Origin of the sequence: Sedimentibacter saalensis, assembly GCF_007830175.1 — a bacterium.
Lineage (GTDB): Bacteria > Bacillota > Clostridia > Tissierellales > Sedimentibacteraceae > Sedimentibacter > Sedimentibacter saalensis.
The window spans coordinates 253,593-273,036 of sequence record NZ_VLKH01000004.1 but is presented as its reverse complement, the minus strand read 5'-3'; the positions used below and the strand labels follow the sequence as shown (position 1 = coordinate 273,036).

The 19,444-nt window shown below is 34.8% G+C and carries 16 protein-coding genes; 15 read left to right on the top strand and 1 reads right to left on the bottom strand.

Translation table 11 applies throughout. The features are described from left to right. The first annotated feature begins 192 nt into the window (after positions 1-192). The 8 genes from LY60_RS08865 (at position 193) to LY60_RS08830 (ending at position 9,956) form a co-directional block, all read left to right on the top strand. Complete coding sequence (locus LY60_RS08865; RefSeq protein WP_145082547.1) at positions 193-1,431, top strand: hypothetical protein; 1,239 nt, start codon at positions 193-195, stop codon at positions 1,429-1,431. An 84-nt stretch (positions 1,432-1,515) separates the two neighbouring features. Then, positions 1,516-3,216, top strand: a complete 1,701-nt coding sequence (locus LY60_RS08860; protein ID WP_145082545.1) for an S-layer homology domain-containing protein — start codon at positions 1,516-1,518, stop codon at positions 3,214-3,216. A gap of 38 nt (positions 3,217-3,254) precedes the next feature. Next, positions 3,255-4,559, top strand: a complete 1,305-nt coding sequence (locus LY60_RS08855) for an amidohydrolase family protein (RefSeq protein WP_145082543.1) — start codon at positions 3,255-3,257, stop codon at positions 4,557-4,559. Positions 4,560-4,584: 25 nt separating this feature from the next. After that, positions 4,585-5,175 carry a DUF3841 domain-containing protein gene (locus tag LY60_RS08850; RefSeq protein ID WP_145082541.1) on the top strand — a complete coding sequence of 197 codons (591 nt, stop codon included), beginning with the start codon at positions 4,585-4,587 and terminating at the stop codon, positions 5,173-5,175. Between the two features lie 8 nt (positions 5,176-5,183). Continuing rightward, positions 5,184-5,651: an ASCH domain-containing protein gene (locus LY60_RS08845; protein ID WP_145082539.1), complete on the top strand. Its 468-nt coding sequence runs from the start codon at positions 5,184-5,186 to the stop codon at positions 5,649-5,651. A gap of 323 nt (positions 5,652-5,974) precedes the next feature. Beyond that, positions 5,975-7,192, top strand: a complete 1,218-nt coding sequence (locus LY60_RS08840; RefSeq protein ID WP_145082537.1) for a stalk domain-containing protein — start codon at positions 5,975-5,977, stop codon at positions 7,190-7,192. A 368-nt stretch (positions 7,193-7,560) separates the two neighbouring features. Further along, on the top strand, positions 7,561-8,331 hold the full coding sequence (locus tag LY60_RS08835; RefSeq protein WP_145082535.1) for an ABC transporter ATP-binding protein: 771 nt from the start codon (positions 7,561-7,563) through the stop codon (positions 8,329-8,331). 8 nt (positions 8,332-8,339) lie between these two features. Further along, positions 8,340-9,956 carry a hypothetical protein gene (locus LY60_RS08830; RefSeq protein WP_145082533.1) on the top strand — a complete coding sequence of 539 codons (1,617 nt, stop codon included), beginning with the start codon at positions 8,340-8,342 and terminating at the stop codon, positions 9,954-9,956. A gap of 68 nt (positions 9,957-10,024) precedes the next feature. Here the strand turns inward: LY60_RS08830 and LY60_RS08825 are convergent, their stop codons facing one another. Then, on the bottom strand, positions 10,025-10,636 hold the full coding sequence (locus LY60_RS08825) for an SIMPL domain-containing protein (RefSeq protein ID WP_170226154.1): 612 nt from the start codon (positions 10,634-10,636) through the stop codon (positions 10,025-10,027). Between the two features lie 231 nt (positions 10,637-10,867). Here LY60_RS08825 and LY60_RS08820 point away from each other — a divergent pair, with 231 nt between their 5' ends. The 7 genes from LY60_RS08820 to LY60_RS08790 all read left to right on the top strand — a co-directional run bounded on the left by LY60_RS08820 (position 10,868) and on the right by LY60_RS08790 (position 19,407). After that, positions 10,868-11,236, top strand: coding sequence for a VOC family protein (locus tag LY60_RS08820; protein ID WP_145082530.1), 369 nt, complete (start codon positions 10,868-10,870; stop codon positions 11,234-11,236). Between the two features lie 22 nt (positions 11,237-11,258). Next, on the top strand, positions 11,259-12,512 hold the full coding sequence (locus LY60_RS08815; protein ID WP_145082528.1) for an MFS transporter: 1,254 nt from the start codon (positions 11,259-11,261) through the stop codon (positions 12,510-12,512). Further along, a complete protein-coding gene (locus LY60_RS08810; RefSeq protein WP_145082526.1) occupies positions 12,493-13,278 on the top strand; it encodes an EcsC family protein in 786 nt (261 codons plus the stop codon). The genes LY60_RS08815 and LY60_RS08810 overlap by 20 nt, the downstream gene beginning before the upstream one ends. Before the next feature lie 185 nt (positions 13,279-13,463). Then, positions 13,464-15,218, top strand: coding sequence for a sigma-54 interaction domain-containing protein (locus LY60_RS08805; protein ID WP_145082524.1), 1,755 nt, complete (start codon positions 13,464-13,466; stop codon positions 15,216-15,218). 263 nt (positions 15,219-15,481) lie between these two features. After that, a complete protein-coding gene (dpaL, locus tag LY60_RS08800; RefSeq protein WP_145082522.1) occupies positions 15,482-16,708 on the top strand; it encodes a diaminopropionate ammonia-lyase in 1,227 nt (408 codons plus the stop codon). A 14-nt stretch (positions 16,709-16,722) separates the two neighbouring features. Next, entirely contained in the window at positions 16,723-17,907 is a 1,185-nt protein-coding gene (locus LY60_RS08795) for a YgeY family selenium metabolism-linked hydrolase (protein WP_145082521.1), read from the top strand. A 21-nt stretch (positions 17,908-17,928) separates the two neighbouring features. Next, positions 17,929-19,407, top strand: a complete 1,479-nt coding sequence (locus LY60_RS08790) for a sodium:solute symporter family protein (protein WP_145082519.1) — start codon at positions 17,929-17,931, stop codon at positions 19,405-19,407. Positions 19,408-19,444: the final 37 nt, after the last annotated feature.

Sequence of the window (19,444 nt, the reverse complement as noted above, 5' to 3'; positions counted from 1 at the left end):
CAAAGTAAAATAATGTAAAATAGATATAATAATATCGATATGAATATTCATAAATTTCATTTCTTACAATCTATCTTTAATTATCCATATAATATGACAAGCTGAAGTTTTACAATAAATAATAAAAAAATAAAATTCAAATTCAGGATTACTTTAGTCCTGTTTGTATTATTTTATTTTAAAGGAGGAACAATGGAAAAAGGTAAAAATATTAAAGTGGGAATTGGTTTTGCCACAGGAAGAAAGAGCTTTCAAAAGGTGTTGAGGACATACATCTACAATTGGAATGAATCAGGACTTGTTGAAAATGCAAATATCAATTTGAACTTGTTTGTTGCATACGATCTTAACTACAATAAAACCAGTGTTTCAGATTATACAAACATTCATCCTGAACTTGCAGAACAAATTGACAGCAGCACTTTTATAGGCAGTGCATGTATAAAAGAAGAAATAGAATATTTAAACAGAGAAAATATAATCACTGCAGAGGAAGCTGCGCTCATATTCGGTAAGGGCTATGCAGCAAAGCGTAATTCTATTTTATATTATGCTTTAAAAAACAAGATTGATTATTTGATATTTTTAGATGATGATGAATATCCGCTGGCTGTTACAAATACAAAGAATTCAGCCATATGGGGAGGTCAGCATGTACTGAGTACCCATCTTGCAAATATTGAAAGTGCAGATATAACTCATGGCAACCACTGCGGGTACATTTCTCCAATTCCACATTTGAGTTTCAATGAAAAAATGTCCGAAAATGACTTTAGAACTTTTATTGAAGCAATAAGCAACGATATCATAAACTGGGATAAAATTATAAGTGTTATGAACAACGGAGGCGTAACATATGCCGACACAGGCATATTGACAAGCAATGAAGCCGTTGAAGTTGAAGAATCAAAAAAAACTAAGTTTATTTCAGGAGCAAACCTGTGCATTAATCTTAAAAATCCTAAAAGAGTTTATCCATTTTACAATCCTCCCGGAGCTAGGGGCGAGGACACATTTTTAAGCACATGCTTAAGTGGCAGGAAAGTTCTAAAAGTGCCATGCTACACATTTCACGACGGGTTTTCTACCTATAACAGCCTTTTATCCGGGGTACTTCCTACAAAGCTTAAATTTATTGAAGCAAACAATGAAAAAATTATAGAACGTTTTTATAAAGCATGCATTGGATGGGTAAGGTACAAGCCTCTTCTTGTCTACATCACACAACCAGAAATTTATGAAGAAACAATGAAGGACATGCACAAAAAACTTGAAGAAACATTGCCGAAAATCTGCGATTATTTTCAACACCCTGAATTCATGAGCATATTGGGAGAATTAGATAAATATAATAAAAATGCAAAAAAACATTTCATTAAGTTTAAGGAAACACAAGATGCATGGGAAAAAATTATGAATCATTTTGCATAATGGATGAGTTAATTTCGTATTTCCATTTCAACATAAATATGGTATAATTTTTTCTAATACTACTAGTAAAGAAGAAAGGGACCGATGAAAACAATATTAAAAATAATAAAAATTACACTGATTTCAGCATTTGTATTAACAGCATGTCCAGTCAATGCATTTGCTGAAGTATCAAATTTTACAAAGGTTAATGAATATACAGGAAATTTTACAGATATTAAAGATACAGACTGGTTTAAGGAAGATGTTATCAGTTCCTTTGAAACAGGACTGTTAAAGGGAAAAGAAACTAACACATTTGACCCCTACGGAAATTTAACACTGGCAGAAGCCATAACGCTGGCAGCAAGAGTAAACAACATATATAATGGCAATTCTTCGCCAATTGAAAATAATAACATCACCGGTCCATGGTACCAGCCGTATGTTGACTATGCAGTAGAAAACGGACTGATGATGGAAGGAGAATTCAGGGATTTTGAGAAAATTGCTTCAAGGGCTGAAGTTGCATATGTTTTTTGCAACACACTCGGAAAAGAAAATCTATATAATATAAACAACATAACATCCATTCCCGATGTAGATAAAGACACATTGTACCATGAAGAAATCTTCACTCTTTATAATTCAGGTATTGTTGCAGGAAGTGACAAATACGGAACATTTAATCCGGACAGCTTTATTACAAGGGCTGAAGCATCGGCAATTGTAAACAGGGTAGCTGATGAAGAAAAAAGGATTTCAGCAAGGCTTGTAAATGATAAGGACCATGTGCTCATAAATGAAATTGACGGTTTTACTGTAACTTCTTTTTCTCCTGACGAACAGTACATTGCCTCTCAGATGATAAAAGGTAAATACATCATAAACTTGAACGGCCACAAACTGTTTGACGAGAAAGACACAAGAAATGAAAGGGTAGAATCATTAAAAGACTTCATATTGTCAGCTAACATTCAAAATCCTCTCATTCTTGGGGTTGATTCATTTGTTTACAATGATGTAAGTCAACTGCTTACAGTTAACTATACTTATGACCTGGAAGAAAAGAAGGTTATTCAGGATGCAGTGAAAGAAAAAGTTGAGGAAATTGCCGGGGAAATATTAAAGCCCGGAATGTCATATATTGAAAGAGAAATCGCTATTAACAATTATCTGGTGAGCAGTATAGAATATGACAAAGAGGCTGCAGATCAGCTTATTAAATATGGAAAAGTTGATGAAAAATATTATAATTCATTCAATGCTTATGGAGCACTAATTGAAGGAATAGCAGTATGCGAAGGTTATTCCGAAGCATTCAAGCTTTTGTGCGATAGAGCAGGAATCGACTGCATAATTGTTACAGGAGAACTGGACGGAGTAGGGCATGCCTGGAACAGGGTGAGAATAAATGACAAATGGTATGATGTGGACGTTACAAACAATGACAAGGAAGAAATGGCAAATTCCCACATAAACATACCCATGGCTATTTCAGACCAGTATTTGCAGGAAGATTCATACTACATAACTGACGATAACTTCGGCGAATTGGAAAGAGGAACTTCAGAACAATACGAATACTACAATTACATGGGAAAATATGTTGAAAAAGATAATATATATGATTATATATTAGAAAATATAAAAAAATATGATTATGTAACCTTCAGGACAAGCAGCGATTATACCATGGACAGCCTTAAAAAAACGCTGAACAGAGTTTTAAACAACATAAGCGGAAGAAGCTCATTGACATACATAACAAATGTGGGTGTTGTTTATGTTGAAAGTAAAAGATAATTTATGTTTGCAGTAAGATTTCATATAAGAGGTGGAAAATGAACTCAAAAAAAATATTGCTTAAGAACGGAAGAATAATAGACGAAAGCGGTAATGTCCATGAAGTATCCGACATGTTGATTTCAGATGGAAAAATTGAAAAAATTTCTTCATTTATTCAAAAAGATTTCAGTGATTATGAAACTGTGGACTGTTCTAATCTTTACATAACGCCTGGTCTTGTGAACCTTCACACACATTCTCCCATGAGCATAATGAAAGGAATTGCTGAAGACATATCAATAGACAGGTGGTTTAATGAAAAAATATTTCCTTATGAAAGCAAGCTTGAAGCAGAGGATGTGTACTGGGGAGCCATGCTTGCTTCTCTTGAGATGATAGACTGCGGCGTCACTGCATTTGCAGACCATTATTTCAATCAGGAATCGGTGTTTAAGGCAGTCTTGGACTCCGGAATAAGGGCAGACATAGCTCCAACCATTTTCGGACTTGCAGATGATTACAGGGAACAGCTTACAAGAGCAGAGGAATTTGTTGAAAAATACAAAAATACAAATTCAAGAATCCATTTAAGATTAGGTCCTCACGCACCATACACATGCCCTGGAGAAATACTGACTGAAATTATAAATTCTGCAAAAAAACTGGGTGTTGGAATACACCTGCACGTTTCAGAAACTCTTGATCAGGTTCAGGACAGCATTAAACTTACAGGAAAAACTCCGATGCAGGTCCTTTATGAAAGCGGAGGATTTGATGTGGATGTTATAATTGCTCATGGTCTTTGGACAACAAGTGATGATTTAAAATATATAAATGAAAATGCCTATTTTTCATTTTGTCCCAAGACTTATTTGAAGTTAAGCATGGGGAATGGAAATATATACGAACTTAAAGATAATCTGAACTATACATTCGGCACAGACGGGGCAGCAAGCTCAAATACATTAAATCCGCTGGAACAGGCAAGAATTTTTGCATTGAACGGAAAGAATGCCACAAGTGATGCAGAAAATTTCACGACTGCTGAAATATGGAAGGGCTTAATGAACGGCCACAGTGCATTAAAATTTAATACGGGCAGAATCAAGGAAGGTTGTGAAGCTGATCTTGTGTTTTGGAATTTAAACAAAGTCAACACATTTCCTGTGTATGATCCGCTTACTTCCATAATTTATAGCTCAAATCCTGAGAACATTGTACACACCATGGTTCAGGGGGAATTTTTAAAGTTTGACGGAAAGTTAGTGAAAGATACAGAGGCTGTACTTAAAAATGTCCAGAGGGTTAAGGACAGGATTCTTGTGAGAGGTACAGGAAAAAGCAAGGTAAATTACAACTGATTAAATAATTGACTGTGGGGGTAAAATGGAGAATATTATTAAAGATTCAGGAAAGGTTACTCTCTGGACCAGACAGGACATAAGAAGCCTTCAGGAACTTGAAAAAAACGGGGTAGTAAGGATTACAAGAGAAAACCTGGTTGAAAAATTCGACTTAATTTCAGATCACATCATATATTTGTACATGTGGTTTGTTGAGGCTGCACAAAAAATTGTTCCAAAGCCGGAAGATGTGGAGTTCCCCGTATGGTGCTCCATAAGCGAAGAATACATGCTTCGCCCCACAATAGATCAGGTTGTGTATGTGCTTGAGGTTGACAGATCTGAAATAATATATTTTGACGGTTTGAAGTGGGATTATGTTCTCAATCACCACTATGTGCCAAAGGATGAAAATGACGAGAATGAATATGCCAGAGACATAGAAAGCAAGGGATACAAAAATTCCTTTTCTTTTGTAGATGAAAAAACAGCTCACTTTTATCCTGAAGAAAGAAAAAGGGTTATGGACAGCTGGATGAGGGTTTTTGAAACTGACGTCTGGGATAAGTTCAGGATTCAGGCCAACATATGGGAAATCAGATCAGACATGGTAAAGGAAATTTTAAAAGTATAGGGGATAATATGGAAAAAGAATCAGTAATAAAAATGTGGAAAGATTATATTCTTTCACTGGGTGAAGATGAAAAACAAACAGACAAAACATACAGCGCTTGGTATTTCTGCGACAATGAACAGGATGCACATGAACTTGCACAGCTTGTTTTAGAAGGAACTAAGAAAGCAACGGCTTCTTTGTTTGACTCATATGAATTTGAAAATGATTCGCTTCCCAAAAAGGGAGATCACAGCATCATTACTAACTGGCAGGGAGAAGCAATATGCATCATTAAAACAACAAATATAGAAGTTGTACCATTCAAAAATGTTACAGAAGAATTTGCAAGAACCGAAGGAGAGGGTGACAAGTCCTTAAGATACTGGAAAAACTGTCACTGGGATTATTTTTCAAGGGAAGCAAAAGCCATAGGAAAACAAGCTGATGAAAACATGCTTGTAGTGTGCGAAAAATTTGAAGTTGTGTATAAGTAAAGCTTGCTGAATTCAGCAAGCTTTTTTATATACTAAGGAAAGTTCTCTTTCCTAGTATATAAAAAACGGGGATTGCAAAGGGCGGGACGCCCTTGTCGTCAAGGGGGGTGCTCAGCAAAAAATACGTTAGTATTTTTTGCGCCGAAGGGGGACATAGGTCCCCCTAGCGGAGTTGCGGAGCAACTTTTTTATATACTATGCGGATCAATTTTTTTTATGTAATGAATTTTAATCAGACAAAAGCACAAAATAAAAAGACGAGAATTATTATGGAACAAACATTCTTAAAATGCGTCTAAGTAAAAAACAAAATAGGAGGCTGTATGCATTACTTAAATAAATTTAAAAAAGTTGTAGCAGCAGGATTATGCTGCGCAGTACTGACAACAAATACAGTTTATGGAGCGCCTGCAAATACTGCCGGTATCATTAGAATCAAGTTGAACAATCAGTGGGTTCAGATGGAAGTGAATCCTTTTATAGAAAATAACAGAACTCTGGTGGATATTGATTTCATAAGAGAAGAACTTGGAGCAGAAGCGAGCTTATCAAAGGATGGAAAAATTACTGTTGTCAAAGGACACACTGAATTGGTATTTGAATCAGGGAAAAAATATGTGAAAGTACATAAAAACCAAGGCGGGTCTGTTTTTATGGAAACACTGGAAATAGATGCTGTGCCTCAAATGGCGGGAAAAGAAATATTTGTACCGGTACGTTATGTGGCAGAGAATCTGGGAGCAAAAGTAAGCTGGGACAATGAGCTTCGTTCAGTTATTATAGATATTGAAGATGATTTAATAACTGTTGAAAGGCCAATAGACTATGAAGAAGTTGTAATTGACGGAAGCAATGAAAAAATTCAAAAATGGCATAGAGACAATTACAAAATAAAAGGACTGCATTTCCTGGAAGACCAGGGTTTCATTTATGTCTTAATTTCTGCAGGAGAAAAAAAGACAGCTGGTTATTCCGTTAACGTTGACAGCATTACAGAGGTTTCACCAATGAATGCATATGTTCATGCTACATTGACATATGCAGAAGGGGACTTTGTGGCACAAGCAATCACCTATCCAAATGTTGTGGTCAAATTTGAAAAAGACAAAATCAATAAAATTCAATATGATTTGATTGACAAGGAACTTAACAAAGAAGCAGCTGATGTTGAAAATATTGTCCGAAGCTTTGGTAGCAAGCTTAAGATGGTTTCACTTCTTGCTCCTGATGAATTGCTTAAGGAGAGTATGAATGAAAATTACGGTAAAATTGTAACAAAAGAACTTATTGAAAAATGGATCAAAAATCCTTCAGAAGCACCTGGAAGAGCAGTTTCAAGTCCATGGCCTGAAAGAATAGATATTGAAAGTTACGAGAGAGTTTCAGACGGCAAATACAAAATCAAAGGATTTATCATAGAAGTCACAAGTGCGGAAAAGACTTCAGGAGAAATTGCAGCAAAGAGGGAAATTACACTTGATGTTGAAAAAATTAATGGTTCCTGGGTTATAAGCAATGTTGTAATGGGAAATTACAAATAACAATAGATTCCTGTATTGCCGCAAGAGGGCATTACAGGAATCCAAGACTACTACAGTAGGTTGATACTTTAGATACAGCCGAAATGATAGTAAAAATAAAAATTGTTAATTATTACAATAAACCCTATTAATTATTACATCCCACTTTAAAGTGATGAATTTTATGTTATAATCCGAAATAAGCATTAGGAATGAGCGTTAGTACGCATAAATTATATTTGAAGCTCAGAGCAATTATATAATTAAAGAGGGGTGAAAGGGATAAACTCATGTTTATCCCTTTCTTTATCACATGTGTTTACAGAATTTATTAATTTTGTCAGAAAATCTCATATGATGATTTCCATGATAATAAGTAAGGAGTTAGTATGACTGAAGTATTAAGATTAGAGCACGTAAGTAAGAGCTTTGGAAACAAGGAAGTATTGAAGGACATAAATTTTCATGTGAACAGCGGAGAAATTATTGGGTATATAGGTTCAAACGGGGCAGGTAAAAGCACAACGATAAAAATTATACTGGGACTCATTGATGACTATGAAGGAGACGTGTATGTTTTTGGAGATAAAGTCAAAGGGAAGACAGAGTACAAAAGAAAAATAGGATATGTGCCGGAAGTGTCTGATATGTATGACAATCTTACTGCAAAGGAATATATAGACTTCATCGGCATGCTGTATGGAATAAACTCTAATGCTGCTGTAGCAAAGGCCGCTGAAATGATGGGCGTGTTTGGAATACAAGGCGCAATGGAAGGCAGAATTCACACGTTTTCAAAGGGTATGAGACAGAAACTTTCAATTGTTGCCGGCATGCTTCACAATCCGGACATTTTATTTTTGGATGAACCATTAGGAGGAATTGATGCCAACAGTGTCCTTGTATTCAAGGAAATAATTCAAAAGCTTAAAAACAAAGGAAAAACAATTTTTTATTCTTCGCATATTCTTGAGGTTGTGGAAAAGTTAAGCGACAGAATTCTCCTTATAAATGACGGTACAATAATAATTGACGGTTCTGTTGAAGAAGTTATGAAAAAACAGTCGGACACATCTCTTGAGTCAATCTTCAACGATGTAACCGGTTTTCATGATCATGAAATGCTTGCTGACAAGTTTGTTGATGCGTTCATGAATTAGGAGGGGTTATGGATATATCGCTTAGGATTCTTGATTTGTTTAGATTTATTTTTGAAAAACTCGGAGTGGATTATTTAACAATGCGAGCCATAGTAAGCACAAAGCTTGTTCTTGACAGAAGAAGGGCTCCTGCAATGCCACGAAGCAACAGTGAAAATCAATCGGAGAAATCATATTTGCAGGGATATTTATTTCATCTTATATTTGGAATATTCCTGGCTGCCATAATATACATAATTAAAGATAACATGCTTAGAATGGCTTATTTCGCAGGAGCATTCTTTTTTATGACCACCATGTACCTTGTATCTGATTTTTCCTTTGTACTGCTTGACACAAAGGACAAGAATATCATAATGACCAAGCCGGTGGAAAGCAAGACTGTCTCTGTCTCAAAATTTGTTCACATATTTATATACATGGTAAGGCTCAATATTTTCCTGGCTGGACCATCCATGGTTGTATTCATATTATCATATGGATTAGCTGCTGCTTTCATATTTGTGCTTGAAGTAATATTTATGGATTTACTCATATTCATTATGACAATCTTTATATATTTTGCTGTGCTGCGCTTTTTTGACGGAGAACTTCTAAGAAACATAATAAACACCATACAAATTCTTCTGACTGTGTTGTTGTCCATAGGATACCAGGTAGCAGTCAGGATGATAGATTTCACATCGATAAAAAGCATGAACTACAATTTCAGTTTCAGGGATTATTTCAATCCTGTTTTGTGGTTCGGTGCTCCATTTGAAATCATATTCTCAGGGGGAAAGGCATCATATCTTTATGTTTTTTCGGCTTTGCTTGTTGTTGTTCCATTAATAAGCTTTGTTTTTTATCTAAAACTGAGCAAAGTTATGGAGCAGCTGCTTCTTAAGCTTGAATCAGGAGAAACAGAAAGACTTAAGAAACATTTTATTCAGGAACTTGTAGGGAAAATTTTATGCAGAAACACTGTTCAATACCAGTCATTTCATTTTGCCAATGCAGTGTTAAGAAGCGACAGAAGTCTGAAACTGAAAATTTATCCTGCTTTGTCAACTGGAATACTTCTTCCTGTATTGATGATTTTTAACATGGGAATAAGAGGCGAAAAATATCAGGCAACCGGAATTGAATATCTTTATCTTTACTTTGTGATTGTAGCAATTTCGTCTGTAGTGAGGCTTGTCAATTATTCTTCAGCATGGAAGGGTTCCTATGTATACATTTCTTCTGGATTCGAACGCATGGAAGAAGTGTACAGGGGAGTGCTCAAAACAATCTTGTTCCGTTTTATGGTGCCGGTTGAAATGCTTGGAGCAATAATTTACATTGCGTTGTTCAGGAATTTATTTTTATTTGACATTGCTGTTGTTTTTATTGCAGGAATTGCAGCATTGCCGCTCATAGGCAAAGTATACATCTGTGAATATCCTTTTTCAAGACCTCTTGAAGAATCAAACCAAAAGGAATCAATTGATAAGATGCTGCTTACCATTCTTATTGCAGGTGCGTTTGCAGGACTTCATGCACTATTTCGTTTAATACATAATGGTACAATGATTTATGCTGCTGTTCTTGTTGTATTTATTCCATTGTTCTGGAAATATGTGTTGCCGAAATCTAACAAGTAAGTATAGACAAATGAAATTTTGAGTTATACTAAAAGGGAGCCAAAAGGCCCCCACGCATTATTGTATAATTAAAAAGTGAATTCAGCTGTTACAAATGCTTCTATTATGAGGCTTCCAGGAACAACTGGTGTTGAAGCAGCAAGCTCACGCCTGTATGGCTCAATTGGAAATGAGCTGTTTTCAGTTATATGAACAATTATTGGATTTTTTCCTGTACCCAGATTCATAGAAATTGATTTTGCTTTTTCAAAAGCATTCATTACTGCCATATTAAGGGCTTGTTGATAGTACATTTCCCTGTTTGAAACATCAAATGTTATGAGTTCAACTACATTGGCTCCTGCATTTACGGAAGAATCAATGATGCTGCCTGCCATGTCAATGTTATTCGTCCTTATTTCAAGGATGTTTCTGACGGAGTAACCTCTGTCTATTTGTCTGCCTTCTTCATAATCATATATCTTGTCAATGGAATACTGATATGTTTTTACATCTGATATTCCCATCCTCTGAAGCATTTGAAGAATTGACTGCATTGTACTTGCATTTGATGCCTGAATTTGGAGCAGATTATTTCCTGTAGTCTGTACTCCCAAGCGTATCACCGCAGTGTCAGGTGCAGTGTATACCCGTCCCTGACCTGCTAGTATCATAGTCTTTTGTTGAGATAAGTTATCCATATAATTTCTCGACATTATATAACCGCCTTTCTTAATTTATTAAAGTATATTCAGAAAGAAAGATTATTTAACTTATGTGAAATACAAAAAATTAATTAATGAGGATATTATGGAAATTTAATGAAAAAATAATTTATTATTAGTAGAATATAATAAGAGCAACAAGAGAAAATTATTGCAGGAATTAAATATTTATATTATATTTAAATAAAAATGCATTATGGAGGGAATATGAAATTTTTGTGGACTACAATTCATGTTAAAGATATGGAAGAATCATTGAATTTCTACCAGGAGGTAGTAGGGCTTAAACTGGTTAACAGATTCAATGCAGGACCTGAAATGGAAATTTGTTTTATGGGAGAAGATGACACAAAATTAGAGCTTATATGCAGCAGTAAAATTAAAAATATTCAGCCAGGCAATGCTGTATCGTTGGGATTCAAGGTTGAATCACTTGATGAAATGATAAATATTGTAAAGGAAAAAGGCATTGAAATAAAAACCGGTCCGGTACAGCCAAATCCAGATCTTAAATATTTCATTGCACTTGACCCCAATGGTGTAAAAATTCAGTTTGCGGAACAAAGAGAAATTTAAAAATATCGATTGGAGATTAAATGTGAACATTGAAAAAAATTGGAAGAATGACATCGTCCTTTTTCTTGCCAGTCAGACAGTATCATTGTTTGGATCATCGCTTGTTCAGTATGCAATAATGTGGTACATAACCCTTCAGACAAAGTCTGGTCTCATGATGACCATATCAATCATATGCGGTTTTCTCCCTGTTTTTTTTCTGTCGCCATTTGCCGGTGTGTGGGCAGACCGCTACAACAGGAAAATTTTAATTATGCTTTCTGATTCGCTCATAGCAGTATGTACGCTTGTTATGGCAATTTTGTTTTTTTCGGGATACAGAGAAATATGGCTTTTGTTTGCAGCATCCAGCATAAGAGCATTTGGAACCGGAATTCAGACTCCTGCTGTAAATGCCTTTATTCCTCAGATGGTTCCTGAAGATAAGCTTACAAAGGTTATGGCTACAAATGGAAGCATTCAGTCCATGGTTACGCTTCTTTCTCCCATGGCAAGCGGTGCTCTCCTTACAGTGACATCAATTGAAACGATTTTTCTTGTTGATGTTTTCACGGCTTTAATAGCTGTTGTAATACTGTTTTTTCTTCATGTACAGCCTCACAAAAGGGCTCTTGAAAGGCAGGAAACAAGCTACATAAAAGACATGAAAGACGGGATTATTTACATCAAAGAACATGGTTTTTTAAAAGTGTTTTTTATGTTTATGGCAGTTTACTACATACTGGTTTCTCCTTCGGCGTTTCTGACACCTCTTCAGGTTACAAGGACATTCGGGGACGATGTATGGAGGCTTACTGCCATTGAAGTTGTATTTTCTGTAGGAATGATGGCTGGTGGATTAATCATGGCATCCTGGGGAGGTTACAAAAATAAAATCTACACTATGACATTGTCAGGACTTGTAATGGGTTTATGTTCAATTGCCCTTGGATTGGTTCCTGATTTCTGGGTGTATATTTTATTCATGGGACTGTTTGGAACTGCGATGCCAATTTTTAACACACCTGCCATGGTGCTGCTGCAGGAGAAGGTAGACGGAAATTTCCTCGGAAGAGTGTTCAGCGTCATGAGCATGATTTCAAGCATAATGATGCCTGCTGCAATGCTTGTTTTCGGCCCTGCGGCAGATAAGGTGAAAATTGAATACCTGTTGATTGGTACAGGAATATTGATCATGATGCTTACAGTTTTATTCATGAAAAATAACTCTATGCTGGAGGCCGGAAAGACAGTGACTGTTCAGAATGGTGAGTACGATGAAGAAAATAATAAATGATCATTTAGACAAGCTGGAAAAAAAGGAACGAAAAATACTGAACTCTAAAAAAAACATGTTGGATGAAAAGCTTGAACCTTTCATGGAAAAAGTTGAATCGAAAGTTCCTGAAAATGTTAAAAGCACCTTGAACGCTGCTTTTTGTAAATCTTTTCAGCTTGTTTTTAAAAATGGGACTAAGTATATCGAGAAGCTTTACAATAAGGTAAAAATTCAGTCAGAACACAACATGAACGATTTTAAGCTGAATACTTCTGTAAACAGAAAGACACTGAAAAAGCTAGACAAACATGCAGAGAAAGCCAGCATCATAAACTCTTCCATATCAGTAATTGAAGGAGCTGGGCTTGGATTTCTTGGAATGGGTCTTCCGGACATACCTCTTTTCACAGCAATGATATTGAAGACAATTTATGAAATATCACTGAGCTATGGTTTTGTGTATGATTTGGATGATGAAAAAATTTATATTTTAAACATCATATGTGCTTCCCTTTCAAAGGGTGAAAAGCAGCGGATTCTTAATGAAAGGGTTGATGAAATTTCAGCTAAAATTGACAATCATATTTTGCTGGATAATAAACTGGAGGAAGAAATTTCACGGGCATCAAAAATATTGTCTGATTCAATGCTGGCATCAAAATTTGTACAGGGTATACCCGTTGTAGGAGCAGTGGGAAGCTTCACTAATTACAAAATTATCAATAAAATAAGCAAATACAGCACCATTAAATACAAAAAAAGATATCTTAACAACAAAAAATAAAGCAAGGTGAAAACCTTGCTTTTATGCTTAATATCTTTGATGTATTATTAAATATTAATTGAGATGGTATCTATAAAAATTTATTTCTCATTACCGTTGCGACTAATTCTTCGTTGTAAAAATGATTTAAGAATGATAGAATAAATGTTAGTATATGTTTTTAATACAATAAAAAGGGTGGTTGTATGGGTTTTATCCTAAGTAGAATTCAAGATACAGTTCAGCAATATGCTGATGTTATATCTAAGGTTTCAGGAGTAGATGTGGAAGTAGTGGACAATAATCTTTTTAGAGTGGCAGGTACTGGTATTTATTCAGGTAATATAAGTACTGATATGTCAGATGAAGGTTATGTATATAAGCATATTCTAAAAACTGGAGAAACTAAGGTGATTTATTGTCCAGGGGATGATGTGCTTTGTAGAAGTTGTCCCAGCAAGACCAGTTGCAAAGAAAAAATTGAAATCTCAATGCCCATAGAGATAGAAGAGGAGATAATTGGAGTTATTGGTTTAGTTGGCAGTACAGAAGAACAAAAGACATTAATACTTCAAAATGAAAAATTATTTCTTGAATTTATTAAACAAATATCCTATTTTATTTCAGCTAAGGTCATGGAAGAAAGAAATAAAGAAATATTTGGCTCAATTATAGATACTCTTGATAGTGTAATTAATTATATGGATCAAGGTGTAGTTGTAATAGGTGATGATAATATAATCAGATCTGATAATGATAGTGCAAAAAAACACTTGGGTTTATCTGAATTAGAAGGTAAAGAAATAATAGTACGCAGCACAGGAGACTCAATAAATAATATAGCTGAATATAAAATTGAGATAGAAGGAAAAACCATATTTGCCATTGGTGGAATGTATTCACTTGGATTAAAAGACAAACTTTATAAAAACATCTTTGTATTTAAAGACATGAAATCATTTAAATCTGATATTTATGAAGCAACATCCACTCATGAAACATTTGAGACCAAGAATATTATTGGTAAAAGTAATGAGACTCTGAGTCTTATTAATAATATAAAAAAAGTAGCTAAATCAAACTCAACAGTTCTTATTACCGGTGAAAGCGGTACAGGTAAAGAAATGGTTGCAACCTCTATATGGAGAGAAAGCGATAGAAAAGACCAGAAATTTGTTGCTATAAATTGCGCTGCAATACCTGAATCTCTTTTGGAAAGTGAGTTATTTGGATATGTAAAAGGCGCTTTTAGCGGAGCAGATCCCAAGGGTAGAATAGGCAAGTTTGAATTAGCGAATCAAGGGATAATTTTCTTAGATGAAATCGGAGATATGCCTATTTATCTTCAAACGAAATTACTAAGAGTATTGCAAGAAAAGAATATTACCAGAATAGGTTCAAATCAAGTTATCCCTATTGATGTAAAAGTTATTGCAGCTACTAATACAGATCTAAAAGAAATGATGATAAAAAAGAAATTTAGAGAAGATTTATATTATAGACTAAATGTAATTCCCATTAATATTAAACCCTTAAGAGAAAGACCTGATGATATAGTAGAACTAGTGGAACATTTTATCAGTAAGTATGTAAGATTATTAAACAAAACATATAGTCATATTGATTCAAATACCATGAATTTACTAAAAAATCATTACTGGAAAGGTAATGTCAGAGAACTGGAAAACACTATAGAATTCATGGTAAACATGATGGAGGCAGATGGTATCATTAATAATAGGACATTACCTGTTGATTTCTTTGAAGACATGTTAAGCGGAAACAAAACTGATATTGAAAGTGCTACAATTATCCCATTGAAAGAATTGGAAAAGAGGGAGATAAAAAAAGCAGCACAGGTATTCGGAGATAGCACAGAAGGAAAGAAGCTAGCTGCAAATTCTTTAGGAATTAGTTTAGCAACTTATTATAGACGCTTAGAGGAAATTCAAAAGAACTAAATTCTTAATATGAGAAATCAATTTTAAAATTGAGAAATAATCTATGGAAATTATATAATAATCTTGACGCTAATAATGATTCTATTATTGGCGTCTTTTTAATTCCTAAATTTTTAGTTATTATAATTTCAATATTTTGAAGGATAATGCATGAAAAATTTTTCACGAATTAAAGACTTGGCATGAGAATTGCTGTAATTAATAGTATAATTAGTATCAAAAGATAATTTAATTATAATAGTATTTATTTAAGGAGGAGGTCAATGAAAGAAGCCTTCAAGATTGTACAATTTGAAAGAAAAGAAGGGGAGACATTTACTTTGGATATACTTAACACAAAGATATCCAAAGAGGTAATGAGTTTCCATCAAAGTTTCCCTATGTACACTAAAACACCATTGAGAGAAATGAAAAATTTAGCAAGAGAACTAGGTGTAGGTGGAATTTATGTAAAGGATGAATCATATAGATTTGGACTTAACGCATTTAAAGTATTAGGTGGAAGCTATGCAATAGGAAATTACTTGGCAAAAAAACTAAATAAGACAATAGATCAAATGCCTTATGAAAAACTCATATCGGAAGATATTAAAAAAGAGCTTGGAGATATAGTATTTGTTACTGCCACAGATGGAAATCATGGAAGAGGAGTTGCTTGGACAGCAAGACAATTAAAGCAAAAATCTGTTGTGTTTATGCCTAAGGGAAGCTCAGAAGAAAGACTAAGAAACATAAGAGCTGAAGGAGCCGAAGCATCAATTACTGAACTTAATTATGATGAAGCAGTTAGATTAGCTAATAAAATGGCTGAAGAAAACGGTTGGGTAATGGTTCAAGATACTGCTTGGGATGGATATGAGGACATACCTACATGGATAATTCAAGGATACAGTACCATGGGATATGAAGCTTATGAGCAATTAATTGCTCTTGGCGAAGAAAGACCTACACATATCTTCTTACAGGCAGGAGTTGGTTCTATGGCTTCTGCAATAACAGGACTATATTCATCTTTTTACGGTGAAAACAGACCAATAATAACAATTGTGGAACCAAATAAAGCAGATTGTCTTTATAGGACTGCAGAAGCAAATGATGGACAACTTAGAATAGTAACAGGTGACATGGACACAATTATGGCAGGTTTAGCTTGTGGAGAACCTTGTACCATTGGTTGGAATATTCTTAAAGATTATGCAGATAACTTTATCTCATGCCCTGATTTTACTGCTGCTGAAGGAATGAGAATTTTAGGAAATCCTCCAAAAGGAGATGAGAAAGTAATATCTGGAGAAAGTGGAGCGGTTACATTAGGATGTGTTGCAGAAATAATGACAAATCCACATCTTAAAGATATTAAAGAAAAGCTTAACCTCGATGAGCATTCTAAGATATTATTCTTTAGTACTGAAGGGGACACTGATAAAGCAAACTACCAAGATATTGTATGGAATGGCAAGTATCCAAGCTATGAAAAGAAAAAATTTTAAGAGAGGTGAATTTAATGCTTAACAAAGAAAGAGAACAAACTGTAATAAGTTTATGCCAAAGACTTGTTAAATCATCAAGCTATTCTGGACAAGAGGACAAAGTTGCTGAAGAACTTAAAAAGGCTTTTAAAGAATTGGGATTTGATGATGTAGTTGTTGATAAGTATGGAAATATTATCGGTCATATAAAAGGCAATAAACCAGGAAAGAAAATAGTATTTGACGGACACATTGATACGGTTCCTGTTTCTAATGAAACTGAATGGAAGTATCCTCCGTTTGCTGCAGAAATTCATGATGGAAAGATTTACGGAAGAGGAACCTCAGACATGAAAGGTGCTGTAGCAGCAATGGTTTGTGCAGCTGCAAATTTTGCAGAAGATACTAAAAAGGATTTTGCAGGAGATATTTTCGTAGCCGGAGTAGTCCATGAGGAATGTTTCGAAGGTGTTGCTGCAAGAGAAATATCAAACAGAATAAATCCAGATTATGTAGTAATAGGAGAAGCTTCACAGCTTAATATTAAAATTGGTCAAAGAGGAAGAGGAGAAGTTGTAATTGAGACATTTGGTGTTCCTTGCCACTCTGCCAATCCAGAAAAAGGAATAAATGCCGTATATAAAATGGCAGAAGTAATTGGTGAAATTAGAAAATTAACTCCTACTCATCATGAAGTATTGGGAGATGGAATCCTTGAACTAGTAGATGTTAAATCTAGCCCATACCCTGGAGCATCTGTAGTTCCTGAATACTGTAGAGCAACTTATGATAGAAGATTACTGGTTGGAGAAACTAAGGAAAGTGTTCTTGCTCCAATTAAACAATTATTAGATGAAATGATGAAAAGGGATCCAGAGTTAAAAGTTAAAGCATCATATTCTGTTGGTAAAGAAATGTGCTACACAGGAAATGAAATTGAGGGAGAAAGATTCTTCCCGGGATGGTTATATGATGAGAGTGAAGAATTTGTTCAGGATGTGTACGCTGAATTAAAATCAATGGGCTTTGATCCAACCATCACACAGTATAATTTCTGTACAAATGGCAGTCATTATGCAGGAGAAGCAAATATAAAGACATTAGGAATTGGACCATCTAAGGAAAATCTTGCTCATACTGTTAATGAATATATTGAAGTGGAACAACTAACATCTGTTACGCAATGCTATTACGGTGTTATGAACGCGTTACTAAAATAATATTAACTAGGAGGCAATTTTATGAACAGCACACAAATTACAGCGCTTATTATTATCTTGTTGTACATGGCAGCAACAGTAGCATTAGGGTTATTCGTATCACAAAGAAAGAGAAACAAAGCTGAAAAACAAAGTAATGATGATTTCTTAATGGCAAGTAAATCTTTAGGACCGTTAGTTTTAGCAGGAACACTATTTGCTGCTAATACTGGTGGTGCAAGTACTACTGGCATAGCAACAAATGTATACAAGTATGGTCTTTCTGCAAGTTGGTATGTAATTGCAGCAGGTATCGGATTTGTTTTAGTTTCATTTATAGCTCCATTCTTTAGAAAAGCACAAGCAAGTACAGTTCCAGAGATTATAAGTAAAAGATATGGTAAAGGATCACATATATTTACAGCGTTAACATCTATTACAGCATTATTTATGGCTACTGGAGCACAAATTATAGCTACAGCATCAATAATTAATGTAGTAACAGGTTTTGAGTTTAATATAGCAGCTATAATAACTACGATAATAGTGATTCTATACACTATGATAGGTGGATACAAGTCAGTAACAGCAGCAAATATGATGCACGTTTTATTTATTACTATTGGTATGACTATAGCTATGTTTATAGTAGTTAACAATAGTGCAGTAGGTGGTTTCTCAGCACTGCTTAATAAAGCAAGCGCTATGACAGATGCATCAGGAAATAATTATAACTTTGTAAGCATGACAAAAATTGGATTACCAACAATCATAGGATATATTGCCATGTACTTTATGACATTCCCAACAGGACAAGAAATAGTTCAAACTTATTGTTCTGCAAAAGATGGACAGTCAGCTAAAGTTGGATCAGTAATTGCTGGATTAGTATCAGCTGCTTATGCAATAGTACCTGCTATATTAGGATTAGTAGCTTATGTTGCTATTGATGGTTTTGCTGCTGATGGTGCTCAAAAAAATGCATTGGCTCAAGCAACAATTACTTTTGCACCACCAATAGTTTCAGGTATTGTATTAGCTGCTGTTGTAGCTGCTACAATGAGTAGTGCATCAGGAAACATGATAGGTACAGCTACTATGTTTACTAACGATATATTTAGACCTTACATTAACAAGGGTGTTCGTGACGACTTAAAAGAAGTTTGGATATCAAGAATCACAATGGTTGTAGTAGGTAGCGTTGGTTTAATTGTTGCAATAACAGCATCAAATATAATTAGTGTTATGATGGGTGCATTTGCACTTAGAAGTGCTGGTCCATTTGCAGCGTTTATCTGTGGGTTATTCTACAAAAATGTTACTAAGAGAGCCGGATTCTACTCAATAATCGCTGGAACAGCAGTTGCAGCATATTGGATATATGTATTAAATACTCCTTACGGATTAAATGCTATGGTTCCGGGAGGGCTGGTTGCATTTGCTGTAATCTTCTTAGTTTCAGCAATTGACAAAAAGATGGGAATTAAGCCTCAACCTATGATTGAATATACTGATAAATAATGAACGTTGATGTGAATATAAACGAAAGAGGTGTACA